At 64.5% G+C, this 24,975-nt stretch carries 22 protein-coding genes; 8 read left to right on the top strand and 14 right to left on the bottom strand.

Translation table 11 applies throughout. The features are described from left to right. Positions 1–3: 3 nt before the first annotated feature. From E0702_RS03660 to E0702_RS03645, 4 genes are all read right to left on the bottom strand, one after another. Positions 4–372, bottom strand: coding sequence for a DUF6746 family protein (locus tag E0702_RS03660; protein ID WP_132041620.1), 369 nt, complete (start codon positions 370–372; stop codon positions 4–6). Positions 373–476: 104 nt separating this feature from the next. Continuing rightward, positions 477–1,529, bottom strand: a complete 1,053-nt coding sequence (locus E0702_RS03655; protein WP_132041619.1) for a C45 family autoproteolytic acyltransferase/hydolase — start codon at positions 1,527–1,529, stop codon at positions 477–479. Between the two features lie 92 nt (positions 1,530–1,621). Further along, positions 1,622–2,878, bottom strand: a complete 1,257-nt coding sequence (locus E0702_RS03650) for a dicarboxylate/amino acid:cation symporter (protein WP_132041618.1) — start codon at positions 2,876–2,878, stop codon at positions 1,622–1,624. A gap of 245 nt (positions 2,879–3,123) precedes the next feature. Next, positions 3,124–3,912: a dienelactone hydrolase family protein gene (locus E0702_RS03645; RefSeq protein ID WP_132041617.1), complete on the bottom strand. Its 789-nt coding sequence runs from the start codon at positions 3,910–3,912 to the stop codon at positions 3,124–3,126. Positions 3,913–4,154: 242 nt separating this feature from the next. On the opposite strand from E0702_RS03645, the gene E0702_RS03640 reads away from it, so the two are divergent. From E0702_RS03640 to E0702_RS03625, 4 genes are all read left to right on the top strand, one after another. Next, a complete protein-coding gene (locus tag E0702_RS03640) occupies positions 4,155–5,375 on the top strand; it encodes an ABC transporter substrate-binding protein (RefSeq protein WP_240721662.1) in 1,221 nt (406 codons plus the stop codon). Positions 5,376–5,631: 256 nt separating this feature from the next. Then, positions 5,632–7,023, top strand: a complete 1,392-nt coding sequence (locus tag E0702_RS03635; RefSeq protein ID WP_132041616.1) for a YfcC family protein — start codon at positions 5,632–5,634, stop codon at positions 7,021–7,023. A 7-nt stretch (positions 7,024–7,030) separates the two neighbouring features. Beyond that, positions 7,031–7,732: a DUF1028 domain-containing protein gene (locus E0702_RS03630; RefSeq protein ID WP_132041615.1), complete on the top strand. Its 702-nt coding sequence runs from the start codon at positions 7,031–7,033 to the stop codon at positions 7,730–7,732. Positions 7,733–7,746: 14 nt separating this feature from the next. Then, complete coding sequence (locus E0702_RS03625; RefSeq protein ID WP_132041614.1) at positions 7,747–8,994, top strand: M20 family metallo-hydrolase; 1,248 nt, start codon at positions 7,747–7,749, stop codon at positions 8,992–8,994. A gap of 34 nt (positions 8,995–9,028) precedes the next feature. Here the strand turns inward: E0702_RS03625 and E0702_RS03620 are convergent, their stop codons facing one another. The 9 genes from E0702_RS03620 to E0702_RS03580 form a co-directional block, all read right to left on the bottom strand. Beyond that, entirely contained in the window at positions 9,029–9,769 is a 741-nt protein-coding gene (locus E0702_RS03620; RefSeq protein ID WP_132041613.1) for a FadR/GntR family transcriptional regulator, read from the bottom strand. Between the two features lie 117 nt (positions 9,770–9,886). After that, positions 9,887–11,197: a branched-chain amino acid ABC transporter permease gene (locus E0702_RS03615; protein ID WP_132041612.1), complete on the bottom strand. Its 1,311-nt coding sequence runs from the start codon at positions 11,195–11,197 to the stop codon at positions 9,887–9,889. After that, positions 11,197–12,201 (bottom strand): branched-chain amino acid ABC transporter permease, encoded by a 1,005-nt coding sequence (locus E0702_RS03610; RefSeq protein WP_132041611.1) that lies wholly within the window; start codon positions 12,199–12,201, stop codon positions 11,197–11,199. The genes E0702_RS03615 and E0702_RS03610 overlap by 1 nt, the downstream gene beginning before the upstream one ends. Positions 12,202–12,232: 31 nt before the next feature. Then, positions 12,233–12,937 (bottom strand): ABC transporter ATP-binding protein, encoded by a 705-nt coding sequence (locus E0702_RS03605; protein WP_132041610.1) that lies wholly within the window; start codon positions 12,935–12,937, stop codon positions 12,233–12,235. Continuing rightward, positions 12,924–13,703: an ABC transporter ATP-binding protein gene (locus tag E0702_RS03600; protein ID WP_132041609.1), complete on the bottom strand. Its 780-nt coding sequence runs from the start codon at positions 13,701–13,703 to the stop codon at positions 12,924–12,926. Before E0702_RS03600 ends, E0702_RS03605 begins: the two co-directional genes overlap by 14 nt. Before the next feature lie 140 nt (positions 13,704–13,843). Next, positions 13,844–15,289 carry a sodium-dependent transporter gene (locus E0702_RS03595; RefSeq protein WP_132041608.1) on the bottom strand — a complete coding sequence of 482 codons (1,446 nt, stop codon included), beginning with the start codon at positions 15,287–15,289 and terminating at the stop codon, positions 13,844–13,846. Positions 15,290–15,410: 121 nt separating this feature from the next. Next, entirely contained in the window at positions 15,411–15,734 is a 324-nt protein-coding gene (locus E0702_RS03590) for a hypothetical protein (RefSeq protein ID WP_132041607.1), read from the bottom strand. 217 nt (positions 15,735–15,951) lie between these two features. Next, on the bottom strand, positions 15,952–17,802 hold the full coding sequence (gene typA, locus E0702_RS03585) for a translational GTPase TypA (RefSeq protein WP_132041606.1): 1,851 nt from the start codon (positions 17,800–17,802) through the stop codon (positions 15,952–15,954). 158 nt (positions 17,803–17,960) lie between these two features. Next, the gene (locus E0702_RS03580) at positions 17,961–18,512 is read right to left on the bottom strand and encodes a glycosyltransferase family A protein (protein WP_132041605.1); all 552 of its coding nucleotides are present in this window, start codon (positions 18,510–18,512) and stop codon (positions 17,961–17,963) included. 434 nt (positions 18,513–18,946) lie between these two features. Here E0702_RS03580 and glnA point away from each other — a divergent pair, with 434 nt between their 5' ends. Then, complete coding sequence (gene glnA, locus E0702_RS03575) at positions 18,947–20,353, top strand: glutamate--ammonia ligase (protein WP_132041604.1); 1,407 nt, start codon at positions 18,947–18,949, stop codon at positions 20,351–20,353. Between the two features lie 181 nt (positions 20,354–20,534). Here the strand turns inward: glnA and E0702_RS03570 are convergent, their stop codons facing one another. After that, a complete protein-coding gene (locus E0702_RS03570) occupies positions 20,535–21,251 on the bottom strand; it encodes a ZIP family metal transporter (protein WP_205741869.1) in 717 nt (238 codons plus the stop codon). 165 nt (positions 21,252–21,416) lie between these two features. Between E0702_RS03570 and E0702_RS03565 the strand changes: the two genes are divergently transcribed. The 3 genes from E0702_RS03565 (at position 21,417) to ntrC (ending at position 24,734) form a co-directional block, all read left to right on the top strand. Further along, positions 21,417–21,977 (top strand): DUF4124 domain-containing protein, encoded by a 561-nt coding sequence (locus E0702_RS03565; protein ID WP_132041602.1) that lies wholly within the window; start codon positions 21,417–21,419, stop codon positions 21,975–21,977. A 302-nt stretch (positions 21,978–22,279) separates the two neighbouring features. Beyond that, positions 22,280–23,326, top strand: coding sequence for a nitrogen regulation protein NR(II) (glnL, locus tag E0702_RS03560; protein WP_132041791.1), 1,047 nt, complete (start codon positions 22,280–22,282; stop codon positions 23,324–23,326). Further along, entirely contained in the window at positions 23,319–24,734 is a 1,416-nt protein-coding gene (ntrC, locus tag E0702_RS03555) for a nitrogen regulation protein NR(I) (protein WP_132041601.1), read from the top strand. The genes glnL and ntrC overlap by 8 nt, the downstream gene beginning before the upstream one ends. Positions 24,735–24,975: the final 241 nt, after the last annotated feature.

Below are 24,975 nucleotides of genomic sequence, written 5' to 3'. Positions count from 1 at the left end.
TGATTAGTCGAGCAGCGGGGCCATGCCGTCCAGGTAGGCCTCGCCGTTGCTGCGTACCCGTTCGCGATCGAAGGCCTCGGAGCCGAGGTGGACCTCTTCCAGGGTGCCTTCCAGCTGGTAGACCTCCTCGTGGATCCGCCCCAGGGCGTTTTCCATGGTGTAGGAGAGCTGGTGGATCCTGGCCAGGTCGGCGTCGCTGAGCTCGCCGTCCAGCAGCTCGGCAAGTTCCCGGTTGGCTTCGCTGGCGTTGGCCACGGCCTCGGCCATGGTGTCGGCCGGCTTGCCGCTGAAGTGCTGGGGCTGGTCGTCGTCGGCCAGGGCGGGGGTGGCCATCAGGCCGGCGAGCAGCAGGGGCAGCAGATGACGCGTCATTGGTAGTTCCTTCTTGCGGGGTAATGAGAATCTTTCGCGTATGCAAATTATGCGCTTTCACGGGCCTCGTCGCAAGGCCCCCTTCGCGACCCCGTTGATCCAGATCAGGCCGGCGTCAGGCGTATTTCGAGGCTGTCTTCGCTCTCGCACGGCTTGCCGTGGCGCAGCGTCAGGCGCCGCTCGGTGAGATTCATGACCACGCCGAACAGCGTCTCCATGCGCTCCTCGGCGGGTTGGTCGGGGTTGAAGTGGCGACAGATCGACAGCGGATGGTGCTGGTGGTCGGCGAGGATCTCGAACAGCCGTGCCTCGTCTAGCGGGGCATCTTCCGCCAGGCTACCCAGCAGCGTATCCAGGCGCTCCAGGCGAGGGCGTGAGTCGGGGCGCGGGAAGTCCTCGATCTGGCAGGTCACGGCGGCGTCATAGAGATGGTTGGTGTGGGTGACCGCGCCGCCGCGGGGGGAGAGCACACCGGGCTCGCCGGGGTGAACCTCGAGGCCCACCGCCCGGCCATCGGTACTCGCCACCAGGAAGTGCGCCGGAGAACAGACCCGGCTGTCGGTGGCCACCGCACGGGCGGAGGCCAGGTCGGGGCTCTCGAGTATCCGGCGCAGCGCCACATGGATCGGCAGCCCCTCGCCGCAGGTGCGGGAACGGATGGCATTGAGGCAGACGCCGATGCCGTGGGCATTCATGCCGATCTTGGCCACCATGCCGGCCTCGCCGATGCTGACCAGCGGCGGGGCGTCGTCGCCCTCGATATGCAGCGCCACCACATTGTCGAGCTGGTCGGCGCGCCAGTCCCAGTTCTGGGCTAGCCACTGTGTTTCAGCGCGTTCGAGGGCGAAGGCGGAGCAGCCGCCGCTGGCCTGGGTGAGCGATATCTCGCTGCGGCAGTTGAGGGTCAGGATATCGGCGAGCTCGAGCCCGGCGCCCTCGGCGATGCCGGCCATCTCCTCGAGAATGGTGGGGAAGCGTTGCTCGATCATGGCGCCGAAGCGTTCGGCCTGGCGGCGCGCCTGGGGCCAGTCGAGGCCGACGAAGTCCCGGAACAGGCGGTCGTAGACCTCGATGCTGGCGTGGATCAGCGGCGCATGGGCACGGCCGTGCCCCAGACCGATAGCGCGGCGACTGCCGCTGAGGTGAGTTATCTGCATGGTGACCTCCGCACGCGGATGTGTCGGGTCACTCTAGCATGGGGAGGCGGGCGGAGGCGGGCGGGGCCGGCAGGGTGCCGGCCCCGGGTGAGTCAGCTCTTGCGCGGGGCGTTGTAGATGCTCTCGTCGAGCTCGCCTTCGCTCTTGCCGACCAGGGTGGTGACCATCAGGTCGCCGGCCACGTTCACGCTGGTGCGGGCCATGTCGAGGATACGGTCGATGCCGGCGATAACGGCGATCGCCTCCAGCGGCAGGCCGATCTGGGCCATGACGATGGAGAGCATCACCAGGCCGGCACCGGGTACACCGGCGGTGCCGATGGAGGCCAGGGTGCCGGTGACGATGATCATCCCGTAGTCCATCAGGCTGAGGTCGACGCCGAGCAGCTGGGCGATAAATACCGCGACCACACCCTGATAGATGGCGGTACCGTCCATGTTGATGGTGGCACCGACCGGCAGCACGAAACCGGAGACACCCTCCGAGACGCCGAGGTTCTTCTGGGCGCAGCGGATGGAGACCGGCAGGGTGCCCGACGAGGAGGCGGAGGAGTAGGCCACGACCAGGGCGTCGAGGATGCCCTGCAGGTAGCGCAGCGGATTGAGCTTGCCGATCAGGGCGAGCATGCCGGAGTAGACCACCAGCACATGCAGGATACTGGCCAGGTAGGCGACTGCGATCACCTTGGCCAACGGTAGCAGCACCTCGAGGCCATAGCTGCCGGCCACATGGGCGATCAGGCCGAAGACGCCGAACGGGGCGAAGGCCATGACGATACCGGTGAGCTTGTACATCGCCTCGGCGAAGCTGTCGAAGACGCGTACCGCCGGTTCCCCTCTCTCGCCGATCAGGGTCAGCGAGATCCCCAGGCCGATCGCAAACACGATGATCTGCAGGATATTGCCGCTGGCCAGGGCGCTGACAGGGTTCTGAGGCACCAGGCCGACGATGATCTCCACCAGGCTGGGAGCCTCCTTGGCCTCGGCACCGGCCTCGAAGCTCAGCTCCAGGCCGACCCCCGGCTGGAAGATCCAGGAGGCCAGCAGGCCGATGCTGATGGCGAAGGCGGTGGTGATCAGATAGAGGGCGATGGTGCGGGCCCCGATGCGTCCCATCTTCTGCGGGTCGCGCATGGCGGTGATGCCGACCACCAGGGTCGAGAACACCAGCGGCACGATCAACATCTTGATGGCGCTGATGAAGATATCGCCGATGGGTTTGAAGACGCTGGCGCTTTCGCCCATCAGGGCGCCGACCAGCACACCGAGTACCAGGCCGGCCAGGATCTTCTGCCAGAGCGGCGTGCGCCGCCAGAAGTTGCCCCTGGGGCTATGCGAGGATCGGGTCATTGCATGACTCCTTGCCGGATAAATGCAGCTTTATGGTGAACTTGTTATGCAGGGCGGTGATTCTACAGAAAGAAGTTCTGTCGTTTCCGCTACAACGATGCTTTTCACGTCAACGTTAGGCTGCCTGCTGCAAGGCAGGCCGTGCCGGCGACGGTGTCGTCACGTCAGTGGGTGAATATTCCAGGCTTGGTGGGCAGCAAGGTGCCGGGCCCGAGCCTGGAAATAGCGGGCCAGGAAACAGCCGGTCAGGAAGAGGGCGGCAGGGCTTGCGCAAGCAGCTCCTGGAAGGCGCGCCAGGAGCGCTCATCGGCGCGCTGCCGATAGGCGTCGCTGCCGAAGACGGTGAAGGCGTGTGGAGCACCGGAGTAGATCTCGATCTGGTAGGTGGCGCCGGCACTCTCGAGCTCATTGCCAAGGGTGGCGACATCCTCCAGAGAGATCATCGCATCGGCGCCGCCGTGGGCGATCAGGATGGGGCCAGCCCCTTCGGGCCAGCTCTGGCCTTCGGGCGTGCTCAGGCCGCCGTGGAAGCTGGCAAAGCCGTGCACGTCCTCGGCCTCGCTTGAGCGAGCCATCTCCAGCACTACCGCGCCGCCGAAGCAGTAGCCCATGATCACCGCGTCATTGGCGGCGCCCTGGGCGCGGGCCTCGGCCAGACCGGCCAGGGTCAGGGTGCGCATGCGTTCGCGATCTTCATAGAGACGCGCCGTCTCGGCCTTCTTGGCCTCGATTTCCGCCGGACGATTGCCCTGGCCGTAGAGATCGACGGCGAAGGCGTCATAGCCCAGTTCGGCCAGCATGTCGGCGCGGCGGCGTTCGTAGTCATCCAGGCCGTCCCAGTCATGGATGATCAGCACGCTGCCGCGGGACTGGCCCTCGGCAAGGGAGAGATAGCCCGCGAAGGCTTCGCCGTCGACCCGGTAGGGGATCTCCTCGCCGGAGGGTTCGAAGGCCTGGACGCCGCCGGCGGTCATGGCCAGGGCCATGGTGGCAGGAAGCAGGGCCGCAGGAATTGGAGAGTGACGAATCATCATGGTAACTCCCGTTGGTGGGATTGCCTGACTCAGTACTGTTTGACTCAGTACTGTTTGACTCAGTACTTCTTGACTCAGTGTTGCCTGAGTCAGTATTGCCTGGCTCAGTATAGGTGCCACTTCGCCACCGTGAGGGGCCGAGCGTTGGCAGGGTAGACTTGAGTTTTTTCCTTTGCCCTTCCAGATTTAAGGGGTGTGTCATCTCTGCAAACCATCCTTGAAAACCAAGTGAGACGAACAATATGAATAAGAGCCCGGTTCAGAAGAGTCTGGTAGCGATGGCGGTGGCGGCTTCCGCCCTGGCCATGGGGGCGGCCCAGGCCGAGGTGAAGGTTGGCTTCCTGGGCGGCTTCACCGGTCCGATCGAGACCCTCACTCCACCGGTCTATGATGCGGCGCAGCTGGCCATTCAGCATGTCAACGAGCAGGGCGGCGTACTGGGCGGTGAGCAGATCAGCATGCCCAGCGGCGATACCACTTGCTCCGATGCCTCGGCGGCCTCCAACGCGGCCGACCGCCTGGTCAACAGCGAGCAGGTCACGGCCATCGTCGGTGCCCTGTGCACCGGTGCCACGATTGCCGCGGCCAACAACGCCGCCATCCCGGGCGGGGTGGTGATGGTCTCGCCGGCCTCCACGGCGCCGGCGGTGACCGAACTGGACGACAACGACCTGGTATTCCGTACCGTGCCCTCCGATGCCTTCCAGGGTGAGGCGCTGGCCAAGATGCTGCTGGAGAAGGGCATCGATGAGGTCGCGGTCACCTACGTGAACAACGACTACGGGCGCGGCCTGGCCGATGCCTTCGTGGCCACCTATGAGGCCGAGGGCGGCACGGTGGCCGAGAACCTGGCCCACGAGGACAACCGCGCCGACTACCGCTCCGAGCTGGGTACGCTCTCGGCCACCGGGGTCCCGGATCTGGTAGTGCTGGCCTATGGCGATACCTCCGGCCAGACCGTGGTGCGCCAGGCCTACGAGAGCGGCATGTTCAACCGCTATATCGGCGCCGATGGCATGGTGATCTCGGGGCTGCTCGATGGCGTGGGTGAGGAGGTGTTGAACGACAGCTTTATCGCCACGCGGCCGGGCAACCCGGATAGCCCCGGCACCGAGCGCTTCGTCGAGCTGGCCGAGGCGGGGGGTATCTCCCACGAGGCGGTGTTCGCCGGCCAGGGCTACGACGCCGCCTTCCTGCTGGCGCTGGCCATCGAGCAGAACGGCAGCGCCGAGCGCGAGGGCCTCTCCGAGGCGCTGCGCAGCGTCTCCTCCGCCCCGGGTGAGGTGATCCTGCCCGGCGAGTGGGAGAAGGCCGTGGAGTTGATCGCCGCCGGTGAGGAGATCAACTACGAAGGCGCCTCGGGCAGCCATGAGTTCGACGAGAAGGGCGACGTGCCGGGCATCGTCGAGGAGATGGCGGTCGAGGACGGCAAGTTCGTCAGCAAGGGCTTCCTGAACAAGTAAGTCCGCTCTCGGTGTTGATATCCACACCCTGAAAGCATCGGCCCCGGCGGGAAACCGCCGGGGCCGATGCGTTTTCCCCGGCTTTCGGCCGTCACGCGTCTGCTGGCTCGATCTCCCTAGTACTGAGATGCTTCAGGCCGACCGGGTGCTGCGGTCGTGGGCGGCCGTTCCTTGACGGGTCAATTTATCATGATTAATTTTCCATAGTGCCACTCATCCGGGGGTGGCGTGTGTCAAACCTACAAGGACAAGAGCCATGACTTCCCGTGACCAGGCGCTGAGTGCGCAGAAGAAGAAGTGGTACCAGACGGTGCCCGACCCCATGGTGTTGATCTTCCTGATCCTGCTGGCCACCTATGCGCTCACCTTCGTGGTGCCCGCGGGTGAGTTCGAGCGGGTCATGGAAGATGGGCGTACCCGCGTCGTGCCCGATTCGTTTCAGTACCTGAGCGATGTCGGTGCCATCAACCCCTTCGACATCTTCGTGGCGGTTCCCCGTGGTCTTAACGAGGCCTCGCTGTATCTCTTTATCGTGTTCATCGCTGGTGGCCTCTTCCATATCCTGCAGCGTACCGGCGCGCTGGAGAATGCGATTGGCGTGGCCGTGAACCGCGTCGGTGTCGAGCGCCGCAATGTGATCATTACCGCCGGCACCTTTATCTACGGCTTCTTTGGGGTTGCCGTGGGCTTCGAGAACAACATCGCCCTGGTGCCCATCGCGGTGCTCATCGCCAGTGCCATCGGCTGCTCGAGCCTGGTGGGCACGACGATGGCGGTGGGGGGCATCGGCATCGGCTTCGCACTCTCGCCGATCAACCCCTATACGGTGGGTGTGGCCCAGGGTATCGCCGAGTTGCCGACCTTCTCCGGCGCCTGGCTACGCACCTTGATGGTGGTATCGTCGCTGGCCCTGCTCTCCCTCTATATCTGCCGCTGGGTGGTGAAGATGGACTTCGAGGAGCCGGACAGCACCAAGGCGATGAGCAAGTCCCTTGACCAGTACGCGATGTCCGGCAAGGACAAGTGGACGCTGGGTGTATTCGTGCTGGGCCTGGCAGCGATGCTGGTGGGGGTGTTCACCCAGGGGTGGTACATCAACGAGATCGCCGGGATGTTCCTGCTGATCGCCATCGTGATTGGCATCGTCAACGGCTACTCGGCCAACGAGATCGTCAAGCAGATGATGGAGGGTGCCTCCAAGGTGACCGCCGGTGCGCTGGTCATCGGCCTGGCCGCCTCGATCCAGGTAATCCTCCAGCAGGCGCAGATCATCGACACCATCGTCTATGGCCTGAGTGGCCTGATCCAGGGCATTCCCGGAGCCCTGTCGGCGATCATGGCCAGCGTGGTGCAGGGGGCGATCAACCTCTTCGTGCCCTCGGGTTCCGGCCAGGCGCTGGTTACCATGCCCATCCTGGTGCCGGTGGCCGACCTGGTCGGGATGAGCCGTCAGCTGATGATTACCGCCTTCCAGGTCGGTGATGGTCTTACCAACCTGATCGTGCCCACCTCCGGCGGCACCCTGGCCATGCTGGCGCTGGGGCGCGTCTCCTACGAGAAGTGGCTGAAGGCTATCCTGCCCTTCATGGTACTGGTCTATGGACTGTCCTGGGTCGGACTGGTGATCGGCCACCTGGTGGGTTACTGAGCGCAGCATGACCCTCTCTCTCGTGCACGTGCAGCCGACCACCGGGACGGTGGCGGCACTAACCGCTACCGGCGGCGTGGCAGTCGGCGGCTATGTGCACCATGCCTGGCGCGGCATCGGGGCCTGTGCCACTCAGGGGTTGGCCACCAACCCCTGGTATCCCGACACGCTGCGCGTGGTACTGAGTGATTCTGGTAGTGCCGGGCAGGCCCTCAGCCAAGTGGTGTCGGCGGATCCGGGGGCGAGCCGTCGCCAGTGCCTGGTGATGGATCGCCAGGGGCGAGCCGTCGTCCACAGTGGTACCGACAACTTGCCCGTGGTCGCCGCCGCGTGTCGCCCCACCGTCGCCGCTGCGGGCAACATGCTGGCCGGTAGCGAGGTGATCGACGCCCTGCTCTGGGGCTTTCTCGAGCAGGCCTGCATCAATGCCGAGGCGGCGTGGCGAGAGGTGGAGCCCCCCCACTACCGTGACGACTACGAGGCGCTGCTTCCCGAGATGTTGGTGGCGGCCCTCGAGGCCGCGCTGGAGGTCGGTGGCGATGGCCGAGGCACTCGCTCCGCGGCGCTGCGGGTGGAATCGTTTTGCGCCGCTCCCATCGATCTTCGCGTGGACTGGTCCGAGACCCCCGCGGCCGAGCTGCGCACCTTGATCGAGCGTGTACGCGAGCCGACCTTCGCCGGCTTCCTGGCCTCGCTACCGCTCCGCTGAACCCTGGAGTTCTTATGAACACTGCCAACAACGCCCCCTCCCTGGGGGAGATCCTGATGGCGCGGCTCGATGAGGCTGCGTCCTTCTCTCGACCGGGCCCCGGGGTTACCCGGCTGTTCTGCTCGGAGGAGCACCGTCAGGTGCTCGAGCCGATCGGCGACTGGATGCGACAGGCCGGGCTGGAGCCGAGCCTCGATGCCTCGGGAAACCTGGTGGGACGCAACCCGCGTGCGATCGCGGGAGAGAAGACCCTGATCCTGGGCTCTCACCAGGATACCGTCACCGAGGGCGGCAAGTATGACGGTATGCTCGGCGTCGCCCTGCCGCTGGTGGCGTTGCAGGCGCTGAAGGATGAGGGCGTGGATCTCCCCTATGGGGTGGAAGTGGTCGCCTTCGGTGACGAGGAAGGCACCCGTTTCCAGTCCACCCTGATCGGCAGCCGCGCCCTGGCGGGCACGCTGGATGACGATAGCCTGGCCGCCCGGGATGCCGAGGGTATCAGCGTGGCGGAAGCCATTCAGGCCTTCGGCGGCGACCCCGGGGCGATTCCCGATCTGGCGCGTCGCCCCGAACTGGTACTGGGCTTCGTCGAGGTCCATATCGAGCAGGGACCGGTGCTGGAGTCGCGCGACCATGCGGTGGGTGTGGTGACGGCGCTGACCGGTATCGAGCGCCATCGGGTCACGGTCACCGGCAAGGCGGGCCATGCTGGCACCACGCCCATGGCGGGGCGACGCGATGCCCTGGTCGGTGCCGCCGAGATGGTGGTGGAGGCCGACCGCCGGCTTCAGGCCAGCGACAACTTCGTCGGAGTGGTCGGCAAGCTCGAGGTCCGCCCCAATGCCGTGAACGTGATTCCCTCCGAGGTGACCTTCACCCTGGAGCTGCGCTCACCGAACGGTGAGACTCGCGCCCACGGGCGAGAGGAGATATTGAGCGCCATTCATCGCCTGGCCGAGGCGCGTGGGCTCGAGGTGGCGATCGAGCGCACCTACGCCGCCGAGGCGGTAGCCTGTGCCGACTGGCTGATCGAGGCACTGGAGGAAGCGTGTGACGGCGTTGGCGAGCCAGTCGAGCGGATGTTCAGCGGGGCCGGCCACGACGGACTCGCGATGCATGATCTGACCGACATCGGCATGCTGTTCGTACGCTGTCGCGATGGCCTTAGCCACCACCCGGATGAGTCGATTACCGCCGAGGATGCCAAGCGCGCCACCCGGGTAATGATGCAGTTCCTGCGCGCGATGGAATCGCGGGTCTGACAGGCAGGACGGAAGAGGACGGACGGCGCTCGATTCAGCCGGTAAGGAAGCCCCGCTGTACCTGGGCCTCGTTATCGTTCATCACTGCCTGGGCGGAGAGCATGTGCTCGCGCATCAGTGCGCGAGCCAGTTCGGCATCGCCGGCCTCGATGGCGTCGAGGATACGTGCATGATAGCGACAACCGGTGGGCCCGATCTGGTGGGCGCCAGGCTCGTAGAGCCGGCGATACACGGTGAGATCCGAGAGCACCTGCACGATGAAGCGGATGATGAAAGAGAGCAGCGGGTTGCCGCCGGCGAGCTCGGCCAGCATCTCGTGGAAGTGCAGCGACTCCATGTGCTGTTGTCGCTCGCCCTCCATGTCGCGGGCGGGTTCCGCGTAGCTGTGCAGGCTGTCGCGCAGGCGAGCCAGGTCTTCGGCGCCGACCTTGCCGGCCAGTGATGCGGCCAGCTCCGGCTCCAGTGCCAGACGGATCTGATAGACATCACGAATCGAGACGTCCTGGAAGTAGAAGTAATGGCTGAGTAGCGCCGTGGCCTTGGCTTCGCTCATGCGGCAAACGAAGACGCCGCCACCGGGTCCGGTTCGAGTCTCCACCAGCCCCTGGGCCTCCAGCACGCGGGTACTCTCGCGGATGGTGCCCTTGGAGACATCCAGCCTGGTCATCAGCTCCGCCTCGCTCGGCAGTCGGTCACCGGGCATCAGCTGGCGATCCACGATCCAGCCCTTGATGGTGTCCGCCACCCGATACGGTAAACGCCGACTCGCTGCCATTCGTCTCGTGTGCTCCATGTGGTGACGAGGCCCATTATCGGCAAGATGGCGGGGCTTGGCTAACGCTGAAGCCACGCTCTCAATCTCTATTCTCTTCTTTGGGGCCTTTGGCGTCGCTCAGCCATGATGCTTGACCTTCTCGGGCAACAGCCCCTTGGGCGCGAAGCGCAGCACCAGGGAGATCAGCAGGCCGATCACGAACACGCGGGCCTGCAGGGCGCGGCTGTCGAGGTTGGTAGTGGCCTCCCAGCCGAAGCTGCTTTCGCCCAGGGTGACTGCCAGTTCGAGCACCGCCAGCGCCAGGGGCTCCGACATCACCCAGATGATATAGACCGCGAAGGCGCCGAAGATGGTGCCGAGGTTGTTGCCCGGACCGCCGAGGATCACCATCACCAGCACCAGGAAGGTGTGGTTGAGGGGCAGGTAGCCCTGAGGGTCGAAGAGACCGTTGAAACTGCCCAGCGCGGCGCCACCGATCCCCATCAGGATGCACCCCAGCACGAAGATCTCCAGGCGGCGATGGTTGATATCCTTGCCCATGGCCGCGGCGGAGATCTCGTTGTCGCGAATGGCACGGATCATGCGTCCCCAGGGGGCGTGATAGGCGCGGGTGAGCAGGTAGAAGATCGCCACGATCATCACCGCGGTCACCGAGAAATAGAGTGCCCGTGCCAGGGTGAAGCCAACCTCGGCGGGGCCCGGCACCGGCCAGGGCAGCGGTGAGACGGTGGCGGTGCCACGGGTCAGCCAGTCGGCATTCTTGAGCACCGCCTTGATGATCTCGGCGATGCCCAGGGTGGCGATGGCCAGGTAGTCGCTGCGCAGCCCCAGGCAGACCTTGCCGATGAAGTAGCCGACCACTCCGGCCACCACACCGCCGACGATCCAGCCCAGCCAGGGGGGCAGACCCAGGCCGCCGATATAGTCGTACTGCGACTCGATCTGCTCGGTGACCACGCCGAGGCGGGCCGAGACCAGCATGTAAAAGAGGAGCGCCAGGACCACCGCCAGAGCGGTGCGCAGGCGCTTGGGGACGCCCAGGTGATGCAGGCGGCTCGCGCCGACCACCACCAGCAGGCCTCCCAGGGCCATCAGGGCCACCATGCCCAACTCGCCGGCGAGGGGGCTTGCCCAGAACTCGCCATTGACCGGCATGCTGAAGGCCATGGCGCAGTAGCCGCCGAGCGCCACGAAACCCATTACGCCGGCATTGAACTGGCCGGCGTAGCCCCACTGAATGGTCAGGCCCAGGGCCAGGATGGCGTAACAGGCGGCCTCCACCAGCATGCGGGTGCTGTAGGCGGCGCCCATGGTGGTAAACACCCCGAGGATGGCGGCCATCAGGATGGCGAAGAGTATCACCTCGCGCAGGGGGAAGCGCGACGGCGCGGCGACCAGATCCTCTCGTTGTGTTTGCTGTGTGCTCATCAGATCACCTTACCCTTGAAGATGCCGGTGGGGCGCCATACCAGGATGGCGACGAGGATGAAGAAGGGCACCACGATCTTGTACTCGGAGCCGACGAAGGCCAGGTTGCCGGCAGCTGAGAGCCACTCCGGCAGGCTGTCGCGGAAGGGCCGCAGCAGCACGCCCCAGTTGAAGACCGCCAGGGTCTCGGCGAATCCCACCAGGAAGCCGCCGGCGATGGCGCCGTAGGGGTGACCGACGCCGCCGACGATGGCCGCGGCGAAGATCGGCAGCAGCAGGAAGAAGCTGAGGTCAGGCTTGAAGGTGACGTCCAGTGATAGCAGGGTGCCGGCGATGGCCGCCAGCCCCCCGACGATCACCCAGGTCACCGCCACGATCAGGTTGGTGTTGATGCCCGAGGCGCGGGCCAGGTCGGGGTTGTCGGACATCGCCCGCATCGCCTTGCCCAGCCGCGAGCGCGACAGGAAGAGGTGCAGCCCCACCACGCAGATCACGGTCAGCACGAACAGGATGACCTGCGGCTCGGTGACCACGATCGGCGCTCGGGCGCCCTCGAAGGGCAGGGCGAGGCGGAAGATCTCCTTGCGGTCGTCGATATAGAGGCTCTCGCCGCTGGTACCGGCGAAGACCCGGATCAGCCCCTGCAGCATCAGGGTCACTCCCAGCGAGGCGATGACCATGACGATGGGCTTCACGCCGTGGGCGCGCAGCGGCTTGTAGAACACCCGGTCGATGCTTACGGCCAGCAGAGCGGTCAGCAGCATGGCCAGCGGCAGCATCACCACGGCGGTGGGTAGCCCGACGGCGGCGCCGGCCTGGGGAAAGGCCATGGTCAGCAGCAGCACCATGAAGGCGCCGAAGGTCATCATGTCGGCGTGGGCGAAGTGGGCGAAGCGCATGATGCTGAAGACCAGGGTCACCCCCACCGCGCCGATGGCGTAGATCGAGCCGGTCACGCTGCCGGCGACGATCACGTTGTTGATAAAGAAGACGAGTTCATTCACGAGGCTGATTCTCCTTTTCCTCCCGGGCCGCTCAGCCGCCCAGGAAGCTCCTGGCCACTTCCGGATCCGCCAGCAGGGCGGCGCCGGTATCGGTGAAGCGGTTCTGGCCGGCGGCCAGCACGAAGCCCTTGTCGGCGATGGCCAGGGCCTGCTTGGCGTTCTGTTCGACCATCAGGATGCCGACGCCGGCGGCATTGACCTGCTTCACCTGGGCGAAGATCTCGTTCATGTAAAGCGGCGAGAGGCCGGCGGTGGGCTCGTCGAGCAGCAGCACGCTGGGCTCGGCCATCAGCGCACGGCCCATGGCGACCATCTGCCGCTGGCCGCCGGAGAGTTCGCCGGCCGGCTGGTGTCGCTTGTCATAGAGGGGCGGAAAGAAGTCGTAGATCTGCTTGAGCATGCGCTTGACGTTGCCCGGCTTGAGGAAGGCCCCCATCTGCAGGTTCTCCTTCACCGTCAGGCTCGGAAATACATTGTGCTCCTGGGGCACGAAGCCCATGCCCTGCTGTACCAGGCGATGGGGCGGCAGGTTGTGGATGGGCTCGCCGCGCAGCAGGATCTCGCCCTGGGTGACGACGAGCTGGCCGAAGATGGCCTTGAGCATGGTGGACTTGCCGGCGCCGTTGGGGCCGACGATGACGCCGATCTCGTCGGCCTCGAGGATCATGTTCACCCCGTTGAGGATGTTCATGCCGCCGTAGCCGCCATAGACGTCACGCGCTTCAAGTAGTGGCATCTTGGGACGCTCCGAAGTAGGCCTCGATGACCTCGGGGTTGTTCTGGATCTCCTCGATGGAGCCCTCGACCATCACGCTGCCCTGGGCGAGCACGATCACCGGGTCACAGAGCCGGGCGATCATCTCCATATCGTGCTCGATGACCAGGAAGGTGTAGCCCATCTCGCGGTTGAGGCGCTCGATGTTCTCGACCAGATCGCCAAGCAGGGTGCGGTTGACCCCGGCGGCGATCTCGTCGAGCAGCACCACCCGGGCGTCGGTCATCATGGTGCGACCAAGCTCGATCAGCTTCTTCTGTCCTCCGGAGAGGTTGCCGGCCAGCTCGTTGCGCACGTGATGCAGGCCGATGAAGTCGATCACTTCCAGTGCGCGGCGGCGCACCTCGGCCTCCTGGGAGCGCACCAGGCCGGGCTTGAGCCAGGTGTTGAACAGGCTCTCGCCGGCCTGGGCCGGGGGCACCATCATCAGGTTCTCCAGCGCGGTCATCTGGGAGAACTCGTGGGCGATCTGGAAGGTGCGCAGGAGTCCCTTGTGGAACAGCTCGTTGGCGGGACGATTGGTGATCTCTTCGCCATTCAGAAGCACCTTGCCGCTGTCCAGCGGCAGGGCTCCGGCGATGATATTGAACAGGGTCGACTTGCCGGCGCCGTTGGGGCCGATCAGCCCGGTGATCGAACCCGCTGCTACCGAGAGCGAGCAGTCGTTGATCACCTTGAGGCCGCCGAAGGCCTTGTTGACGTGTTGCACGTCGATCATGGGTACCATGCGGTATATCTCGTGGTTGTTGACTCTGTTTGTTATCGACTCGTCGTATCTGCGTATTGTTACTATTGACTTTGTCCAGCTGCCGACTCTGCTGAGGGTGGCATGCCGTGTATCTGCCCCGCCGATGAACGGCGCAGGGATCAATGCACCTGGTCGTCCTCCATCAGGAAGATGCGGCTGGCGGCGACGACACCGACGATCACCACAGCACCGATGGCCGGGATCAGGTAGCCCCCGACCTGGGGAATGGCGTGAAGGAAGACGAAGGCGACCGCCGCCGGAGCGATGAAGCGCACCAGGAAGCGCCAGGTACTGAACCAGAGACCGTTGGTACCCATCTCCTTCACCACCTCGGACTGAGTCAGTGCCCAGCCGGCGAATAGGGCGATCAGCATGCCGCCCAGTGGCATGAAGATATTGCTGAGCAGTTCGAAGAGGTCGAAGGGGCGGTAGCCGAACAGGCCGTGAAACACGCTCTCCTCGGCCCAGAGGTTGAAGCTGATCACGGTGAGCAGACCCAGTGCCCAGGTGGTCAGCACCATGGCGAGCACCGCCTGGGGGCGAGTGAGGTCGAAGCGCTCGACCAGGTAGGCGGCCACCGGCTCGATCAGCGAGATGGAGGAGCTGAGCGCGGCCCCCAGCACGAGAATGAAGAACACCCCACCGATCAATGCACCGGCGGGCATCTCGGCGAAGGCCAGCGGCAGGGTGACGAACATCAGCCCGGGGCCCTGTCCGGCATCGAGCCCGGCGCCGAAGACCAGCGAGAAGATCGCCAGGCCGGCGACCACGGCCACGGCGGTATCGACGATGGCAACGATGATCGCGGTGCGGGTCAGCGAAACCTCGCCGGACATATAGGCGCCGTAGGCCATGATGGCGCCCATGCCGAGGCTCAGGGTGAAGAATGATTGGCCCATGGCCTCCAGCCAGCCCTCCAGGCTGAGGTCGGCGATGTTGAAGTTGAACAGGAAGTCGACCGCGGTGGGAAAGTCGCCGTGGGTCACGCCGTAGGCGAGCACCACCAGCAGGATCACGAATAGCGCCGGCATGATGACCCGCAAACCGCGTTCGATGCCCTGGTGGACCCCGAGGCCGACGATCAACCCCGAGGCGGCGATAAACAGGGTGTGATAGAGCGTGAGCAGCGCGGGGGAGGCGAGCAGGGCATCGAAGCCGGTGGCGATGCCCTCGATATCGGCCCCGATCAGGGAACCGGTCAGCATCTGCCAGGTGTAGTGGATGGCCCAACCGGCGATCACCGAGTAGAAGCTGAGAATCAGGAAGGCCGAGATGCCGCCTAGCCAGCCGATGGCTTCCCAGCTCCGCGAGGTCTTGTGGGTGCGGGTAAGGAAACGCATGCCCATGATCGGGCTGCGTCGACTGTTGCGGCCCAGCATGGTCTCGGCGATCAGAATCGGAATGCCCACGGCGAAGATGCAGAGGGCGTAGACCAGGAAGAAGGCTCCGCCGCCGTTCTCGCCGGCCAGATAGGGGAAGCGCCACAGATTGCCGAGGCCGACCGCCGAGCCGATCGCTGCCAGCAGGAAGGTACCCTTGTGGGTCCAGACGTTATGGGTGCTCATCGTGGCTCCGAGACTGAGTCTGTTGGCCGGTGGCCGTGTGGCCACTGTGCGACAAAACCCGGTCGGTAACCAGTGTGCTCCGTTTACGTCTCGTTAACGTTCTGGAAGATAAGGGTATCGATTAGCCATCCTGGTCTCTATCGTCGGGGTCGCCCAGGATCGGTTCCAGGGCGCGGCAGGCGTCGGGGAGGCGCACGGTGTCGCCCAGGGCAAGCTTGCCGTGGGACTTGAGGCGGCGGCCGTTGTCCACGGCGATGATTGCCGCCACATCGCCGATGCTGGTGCCATCCACGTAGGCCTCGACCTTCACGCGCACCACGGCGCCTTCATGGCGCGCCGAGAGGATGTCGCCGGGCCCCGGTTCGGAGTGGCCGCTGTTGTCCTGCTGGAAGTGGCGCATCACGCTGTCGGCGCCGGGGTCGTCCCACTCCACGTGCTTGTGCATGCTGGTTCTCCTGCTCGAGTGGCTGTCGGCGCGGCAAGCCGCGCCCGTCATGGATGACTCCAGCATAGGAGGTTGTACCGGCCCGGGGAAAGGCATGGCCTACCAGGGCTAATGCCGTTACCGGGTCGAAAGGCGCCGGGGACAGAACGGTGAGAGGAGCCGAGGACCATAAAAAAGCCCGCCGGGTGGCGGGCTTGGCAGAGCGATACGGCAGCACTTACTTCTTGGCGGCGCGCTTGCGCTCGTTCTCGGTCAGGTGCTTCTTGCGCAGACGAATATGGTTGGGGGTGATCTCAACCAGTTCGTCGTCATCGAGGAACTCGATGGCTTGTTCCAGAGAGAACCTTACCGGCGGGGTCAGCACGATGTTCTCGTCGTTGCCCGAGGCGCGCATGTTGTCGAGCTTCTTGCCCTTGGTGGGGTTGACCACCATGTCGTTGGCGCGGTTGTTGATGCCGATCAGCATGCCCTCGTACACCTCGGTGCCGTGGTCGATGATCAGCTTGCCACGCTCCTGCAGCGCATAGAGGGCGTAGGCCAGCGCCTTGCCCGAGACCATGGAGACCAGCACGCCGTTGCGACGCTCGATGGCAGCGTCGGGCTTGAGCGGGCCATAGTGGTCGAAGCGGCTGGTCAGGATGCCGGTGCCCGAGGTCAGGGTCATGAACTGGCCGCGGAAGCCGATCAGACCACGTGCCGGGATGATGAAGTCCAGGCGCACACGACCCTTGCCGTCGGGGTTCATGTTGTTGAGCTCACCCTTGCGATAGCCGAGCTCCTCCATGATGGCACCCTGGTGCTGCTCCTCGCAGTCGATGATCACTTCCTCGTACGGCTCCTGCATCTGGCCGTCGATCTCGCGAATGATCACCTCGGGGCGGCCTACGGCGAGCTCGAAGCCCTCGCGGCGCATGGTCTCGATCAGCACCGAGAGGTGCAGCTCGCCGCGACCGGATACCTTGAACTTCTCCGGGGTATCGCCCTGCTCGACACGCAGTGCCACGTTGTGGATCAGCTCCTGCTCGAGACGATCCTTGATGTTGCGGCTGGTGACGAACTTGCCGTCCTTGCCGGCGAACGGCGAATCGTTGACCTGGAAGGTCATGGAGACGGTGGGCTCGTCCACCGAGAGCGGCGGCAGCGCCTCGGCGGCGGCCGGGTCACACAGGGTGTCGGAGATCGCCAGGTTGTCGATACCGGTGATGCAGACGATGTCGCCGGCGGTGGCCTCGTCGGTCTGCACGCGCTCCAGGCCCAGGTGGGTCATTACCTGGCCGATCTTGCCCTTGCGCGACTCGCCCTCCTTGGTGATGACGGTGACCTGCTGATTGGGCTTGACGGAGCCGCGGGTGATGCGGCCCAGGCCGATGACGCCAACATAGCTGTTGTAGTCCAGCGCCGAGACCTGCATCTGGAAGGGACCGTCGAGCTCCACCTTGGGCGGCTCGACGATATCAACGATGGACTGGAACATGGGCGTCATGTCCTCGGCCAGCTGGTCGGGTTCGGGACCGGCGATGCCGTTGAGTGCCGAGCAGTAGATGATCGGGAAGTCGAGCTGCTCATCGGAGGCGCCGAGGTTGTCGAACAGGTCGAAGATCTGGTCGATCACCCAGTCGGGTCGGGCGCCGGGGCGGTCGATCTTGTTGACCACCACGATCGGCTTCAGCCCCTGGTCGAAGGCCTTCTGGGTCACGAAGCGGGTCTGGGGCATGGGACCATCGACCGCGTCGACCAGCAGCAGCACCGAGTCGACCATCGACATGACACGCTCGACCTCGCCGCCGAAGTCGGCGTGTCCGGGGGTGTCGACGATGTTGATGTGGTAGTCCTGGCCGGCCGGCGCTTGCCAGCGGATCGCGGTGTTCTTGGCCAGGATGGTGATGCCGCGCTCCCTCTCCTGGTCATTGGAGTCCATGACGCGCTCCTGGCCTTCGGCCTTGCGATCCAGGGTGCCGGACTGGCTAAGGAGCTTGTCGACCAGGGTGGTCTTGCCGTGGTCGACGTGAGCAATAATGGCGATATTGCGAAGATTGCTTACATCAGAATGACTTACGGTCGTGCTCATAAGGTGTGACTCGCTAAAATGTACGCACCTATGTACACGTTCTGGTAAGTACCCTAGGCGCGGGGCAGGGATGGGGGACGCGTATTGTACAGATTAGAGGTGCCCAGGAGTAGCAAGTTTGGCGATGGGATCTTGTGCGTCCTGCTAGTAGAGAAGATTTAGCCAGCCTGGTGGACCGGGGTGATGCACTCCAGGCGCGCCCCACAGTGGCGCAGGCGCTCCACCAGGTCGTCGAGGGCGTCATGGTCTAGCTGGGGGTCGCAGCCGCCGAGGCGTTCGTACCATTGACGAGACATGCAGATACCGACGACGGGAGCAGGCTTATGACGCTTCAGCAGCCGGGCGAGCAGCCCCGGCGGACTGCCAGACAGGGTCACGGCGTCAACCTCGCCGGCACCGATGCGTCGCACCAGCTGCAGCAGGGTGCGAGTCGAGCCGATACAGCCAAGGAGAGGAAACACCAGTACCGAACCACGGGTACCAGCGATGGTGGTATTGAGCCGTTCCCCCAAGGGAAGGACACAAAGCCGTACATGGCGTGCCTTGTAGCGGCGGGCGATACGGGTGACCCTGACGTCCTGGGTATCGTCGATCACGATCAGCTCGATGTCCCGGTCGACGATAAGAGGTGTTACCAATGACAGCTCTCTGGGCAGCCTGGCACCGGCATTGCGCGCATCGATGAGTAGAGTGCCGGATGGTAAGGCCATGATGAACTCCGAGGCCAGAAGAGAGGGCTCTGGGCGACGGCCTGGAGTCGCGGCCGGCGATCAAGATGTAATGAAGTGTAGCTCGGAGTTAATTAACGTATCAAATGCTATTGGTGCTGCCTGGTGGTGCGTACCTCTTTATCTGTGCTTCATTTTGGTGCATTGACCGTTGAGTTCTGCCGTCGGTGCGCGGCCTCGTTCCCGTTGGCACTGACTGGCCTCGGGAATAGCCCTATAGATTTCAATATATTGAAAAAAAATAATGCGGCATTGCGCCGGGTTGGCACGCTGCCTGCAGTGTTATCATCACTAGCCAGTAGTATCGGGTCATCGTGGGCAGTGTGCCTGCGGCGTGCTACAACGAATCTTCGGGACTCCTGCATCCTGATGCCTGAATCCCACCATCATCGAGCCATGCTCAACCGGAGGACACCATGTCTACCAAGACGCTCGCCCTGATCGAAGAACATGACGTCAAGTGGGTCGACCTGCGCTTCACCGATACCATCGGCAAGGAGCAGCACGTCACCATTCCGGCGCGAGATGTCGATGAGGAGTTCTTCGAGAACGGCCAGATGTTCGATGGCTCCTCCATGTCTGGCTGGAAGGGGATCAATGAGTCCGACATGATCCTGCGGCCCGAGGATGGTACTGCCTTCCTGGACCCCTTCACCGAAGACGCCACCCTGGTGCTGCGCTGTGATGTCATCGAGCCGGCCACCATGCAGGGCTATGACCGCGACCCGCGCTCCATCGCCAAGCGCGCCGAGGCCTATCTGCAGTCCACTGGCATGGGCGACACCGCCTTCTTCGGTCCGGAGCCCGAGTTCTTTATCTTCGATGAGGTGCACTGGAAGGCCGATCCTGAAGGTGCCATGTACAGGATCACCTCCGAGGAGGGTGCCTGGGCTACCGACCGTCAGGTCGAGGGGGGCAACCTGGCCCACCGTCCGCGGGTCAAGGGTGGCTACTTTCCGGTGCCGCCGGTGGACAGCTTCCACGATATTCGCGGTGCCATGTGTAACACCCTGGAAGCGATCGGCCAGAGCGTCGAGGTGCACCACCACGAGGTGGCCAATGCCGGTCAGAACGAGATCGGGGTCAAGTTCAACACCCTGGTCAAGAAGGCCGACGAGGTCCAGGAGATGAAGTACGTGATCCACAACGTGGCTCACGCCTACGGCAAGACCGCGACCTTCATGCCCAAGCCGGTGGTGGGCGACAACGGCAGCGGCATGCATGTGCACCAGTCCTTCTGGAAGGAGGGGGTCAACCAGTTCGCGGGCGACGAGTACGCCGGTCTCTCCGAGATGGCGCTCTACTACATCGGCGGCATCATCAAGCACGCGCGTGCCCTGAACGCCTTTACCAACGCGTCCACCAACTCCTACAAGCGTCTGGTGCCGGGCTTCGAGGCGCCGGTCATGCTGGCCTACAGCGCCCGCAACCGTTCGGCCTCCATCCGTATCCCCTACACCGCCAGCCCCAAGGGCAAGCGTGTCGAGCTGCGTTTCCCCGACCCGACCGCCAACCCCTACCTGTGCTTCGCGGCGATGCTGATGGCCGGGATCGACGGCATCAAGAACAAGATCCACCCCGGCGATGCCATGGACAAGAACCTCTATGATCTGCCGCCGGAAGAGGGGAAGAAGGTGCCGACCGTGGCCCATAGCCTCGACCAGGCCCTGGAGGCGCTGGAAAATGACCGCGCCTTCCTGACCGAGGGCGGTGTGTTCACCGATGACATGATCGATGCCTATATCGAGCTCAAGAGGGAGGATGTGGATCGTCTGCGCATGGCGACTCATCCGATCGAGTTCGACATGTACTATAGCTGTTAACGACGGCTGTTAACGACGGCTGTTAACGACGGCTGTTAGCTATGCAGTGCAGCCGTTGACCACGCATTGTAGCCATTGATAAGAGCTCGCGGGCTCTGATTCGACCTGCGCAAGCGGCGCGCCTTCGGGCGTGCCGCTTGCGTTATCACGGGTCCAATGCCGTGGTCTTAATACCGTGGGCTCAGTGGATCAGCATATGGCCCATGATGCCGAGGGCGAAGCCGAGCACCGCGCCGAGAGGAGGGCCCCAGTGGCGCTCGAGTCTGGCCTGGGGGGCCAGATCCTGGAACACCGAGTAGAGGATGCCGCCGGCGGCAAACAGCATGATGGCGGCGACTACCGAGGGGTAGTCGGCCAGCCACCAGAACCCACCGAGGCCGGCGAGCGGTCCCAGCCAGGCCATGGTGAAGAACATCCCGACCAGGCGGCGTGATGAATAGGCGGTGCTCTGGCGAAGCTCATGATAGGCGTTGAAGCCTTCCGGCAGATTCTGCAGCGCCATCAGGCCGGCCAGCAGCATGCCCCCGCTGCTGCCGTAGGCGAATGCGGCCCCCAGTGCCAGCGCCTCGGGCACGAAGTCGGCGAGCATGGCGGCAAGCTGGCTGGCCGAGGAGCCGCTGCGCGCCAGCATCACATCCAGTGCCATGAAGGCAATGCCGCCAGCCAGGAACCAGGCGGCAGCGCTTCCCAGGGAGAGATCCGACAGGCTATCGGGCACCAATACCAGGGCCACTGCCGAGAGCAGTGCCCCGCCACCGAAGGCGATGATGCCATGGCGCAGCTCGCTCTCGAGCCACGGGATATCGATACGCTCCTTCCAGGCCGCCCAGGCGCCGACCGGCATCGCCATGCCCGCCATCAACGTCAGCACCACCACCGCTTGCCAGTTGTCCACCATCGGTCTCCTTGGACTGTTGTTTGAATAAGCCATCCTAGGACGAAGCCTCGCCGCTCGGCCAGTTGCCGCTGGCGCTGGGGCATCGGGCCTGCTTATGATGTGACCTATATTACCGGTAGGCGGCGGGTTGCCGGCGATCGACTCTTTGGCAAGGCGGAGAACTCCATGGGCAAAACGGTCCTGACCCTTATGCTGGCACTGGGCGTAACACTGACGGCCTACGGCCAGACCATCTATCGCACCACGGATGCCCAGGGGAATGTAGTATTCACCGACGATCCCGATGTGGGCGGCGAACAGGTGGAGCTGGCGCCGGTGACGGTGGTCCCGGCGCGGGGGAGTGCAGACGCCGGCCAGGTCGCGCCGCGCCGCGATAGTGCGCCCGCGACGTCCCGTCCGGGGCAGCCCTTCATGCCCTATGACAGCTTCCGTATCATCTCCCCGACCCATGAGCAGGCCTTTCCGGTAGGCGTGGCGGGTAATGTCGCCGTGGATCTGGGGATCTCGCCCGACCTGCGCGAGGATCATCGCGTCAGGCTGCTGGTGGATGGCCAGATCAGCCAGTCGGCGATGCATACCTCGGCCTTCATGGTGCCCAACATGAACCCCGGTGAGCACGTGCTGCAGGCCGAGCTGCTGGATGCCCAAGGTGGGATTCGCCATCGCACCTCACCGGTGACGATCTATGTGCTGCGCGCCAACGTGAATCGCCAACCCAATGGCTGACGACCCTCTCGGGCGTCCCTGTCTCTTCCTGTCATGACACTGTCTCCCTCCTGATCAACGCCTGCCGATGAGAGGGGGGGCGGTGTGTCCCGCTGTCACGATCCACGCAATCTCCATCCCCGCTGTCTCGCTTGTCGCCGGGGGCGGTGCAGGGCGCCACAAGATGCACTAATTTGGTGCATATATGGCACGTCTCGTCCCGTCATAAGCGCGGCCAGAGGGGCTCGCGTCCTGGCCCGCTTCTTGCTTCATCTAGATGTCCCTCTTGCACAAGCTGACCCGGAACCGATATGGCCGCTGCGATGTACCAACGCCTGATGGAACACCTCTCCACTGCCGTGCTGCTGCTGGATGGCGAGCTCAGGGTGACATGGATGAATCCCGCCGCCGAGGCGCTGCTTTCTGTGAGCCTCAGCCGGGTTCGGGGGAGCACGCTCTGTTCGTCGATGGAGCAGGAGGATGGGATGGGGGCGGTGCTTACCAAGGCGCTGGACGCCTGCCACCCCTTCACTCGCCGTGAGGCGCGCCTGGTGCTGTTGGGAGGCGAGCCACTGACCGTGGACTTTACCGCCACTCCCATCGCCGAGGACGAACTGCTGCTGGAGGTGGAGCCCCGCGATCGGCTGATTCGTATCTCCCGGGAAGAGGCGCTGATGACCCGCCAGGAAACCGTCAAGGTGTTGACTCGTGGGCTGGCCCACGAGGTCAAGAATCCGCTGGGGGGCATTCGTGGCGCGGCTCAGCTGCTGGAGCGCGATCTGGAGAACCCGGCGCATCATGAGTTCACGCGCATCATCATCGAGGAGGTGGATCGCCTGCGCGATCTGGTCGACTCCATGCTGGGGCCCAACCGGGTGGCCCGGCACGAGCCCCTCAACATCCACAAGGTGCTGGAGCGGGTCCGCACCCTGGTGCTTGCCGAGCATCCTGGGGTGCGCATCGAGCGCGACTACGACCCCAGTCTGCCGGATCTCTCCGCCGACGAGGCGCAGCTGATTCAGGCGGTGCTCAATGTGGCGCGCAATGCCATGGAGGCGATGCACGAGGCGGCCACCCCCGAACCACGCCTGCGGTTGCGCACCCGGGCGCGTCGTCAGTTCACCCTGGGCGCCGAGCGGCATCGGCTGGTGTGCGAGGTGGCGATCATCGATAACGGACCGGGCATCGCCGAGGCGCTGCAGGAGACACTCTTTTATCCCATGGTGTCGGGACGTGCCGGGGGCAGCGGTCTGGGGCTCTCCATCGCCCAGGGCATCCTGCATCAGCACCAGGGGCTGATCGAGTGCGCCTCGGCGCCGGGCCATACCGAATTCCGACTGCTTATTCCTCTGGAGACGCGCCATGACTGACGTTGCACGCGTGACGGTTGTCGATGACGACCGTGCCATCCGCTGGGTGCTGGAGCGCGCCCTGGCTCAACCCGACCTCGAGGTGGAGTGTCATGAACGTGCCGACTCGGCGATCGAGCGCCTGCTGGCCGACCCTCCAGATGTGCTGATGACCGATATCCGCATGCCGGGTATCGATGGTCTCGACCTGATGGCCAGGGTACGCGAGACGCATCCAGAACTGCCGGTGATCGTGATGACCGCCCACTCAGACCTGGACAGTGCCGTGGCCTCCTATCAGGGCGGAGCCTTCGAGTATCTACCCAAGCCCTTCGATGTCGACGAGGCGTTGGCCTTGGTTCGCCGTGCGGTGGCCCATGCCCGCGAGCGCCGCAGGCCGATCAGTGTCCCGGAGGGGTTGGATGCCGAGATCATCGGCGAGGCGCCGGCCATGCAGGAGGTGTTCCGCGCCATCGGGCGGCTCTCCCACTCGCCCATCACGGTGCTGATCAATGGTGAGTCGGGCACCGGCAAGGAGCGCGTTGCCCGGGCACTGCATCAGCATAGTCCGCGCACGGACAAGCCCTTCGTCGCACTGAACATGGCGGCGATTCCCCACGACCTGATTGAGTCCGAGCTGTTCGGTCATGAGAAGGGAGCCTTTACCGGGGCGACCGCAAGCCGGCAGGGCCGTTTCGAGCAGGCCGACGGGGGCAGCCTGTTTCTCGACGAGATCGGCGATATGCCCGCCGAGGCTCAGACTCGGCTGCTGCGCGTGCTGGCCGACGGTGAGTTCTATCGGGTGGGCGGGCATACTCCGGTAAAAGTGGATGTGCGCATCATCGCCGCCACGCATCAGGATCTGGAGCGGCTGGTAGAGGAGGGGCACTTCCGCGAGGACCTGTTTCATCGGCTCAATGTGATTCGTGTGCATCTGCCGCGGCTGGCTGAGCGTCGCGAGGATATCCCGCAATTGACGCGCCACTTCCTGGCCGAGGCGGCCAGGGAGATGGCAACCGACGTCAAGGTGCTGACCCCCGAGGCGGAGCGCTATCTGGCGCGACTGCCCTGGCCCGGTAACGTGCGCCAGCTGGAGAATACCTGCCGCTGGCTGACGGTGATGGCGTCGGGGCGCGAAATTCTCTGCGAGGATCTGCCACCGGAGCTGCGCCAGACGAACGAGGAGAGGCTCAGTGCCGGCGACGACTGGCGTGATGCCTTTCGCGACTGGGCCGACCATGCCCTGGCCGCCGGCCATACGCACCTTCTGGAGGAAGCCGTCCCCGACTTCGAGCGTATCCTGATAGAGACCGCGCTCAAGCATACCGGTGGGCGAAAGGGAGAGGCCGCCGAACTGCTGGGCTGGGGCCGCAACACGCTCACCCGCAAGCTCAAGACGCTGCTGCCGGCGCTGGCCGAGGGGGAGTGAGCCGCGGAGCCGCGCGGCTATACGGCGTTAAAAATCGACTCGAAGTGCTCATTTACACTCCGTAACCTTCGTCTTTTCGCCGATTTTTGGCCTTGTCTGACCTTCGCTCGTCGACTCTTCAGGCAAAGCCTAGCGACAGGTGGATAGGGGTTTCCGTGTCAAGAGGTAATGGATGAAAGAAATGTAAGTTTATTGCCATGGGTATAGGACGAAAGGTGCATTGTTAAGGCCTGGCACTCTC

The sequence above is a fragment of the Halomonas marinisediminis genome, assembly GCF_004347715.1.
Lineage (GTDB): Bacteria > Pseudomonadota > Gammaproteobacteria > Pseudomonadales > Halomonadaceae > Halomonas > Halomonas icarae.
The sequence above is the reverse complement of the archived record's forward strand: the minus strand, read 5'-3'. Positions and strand labels throughout refer to the sequence as shown.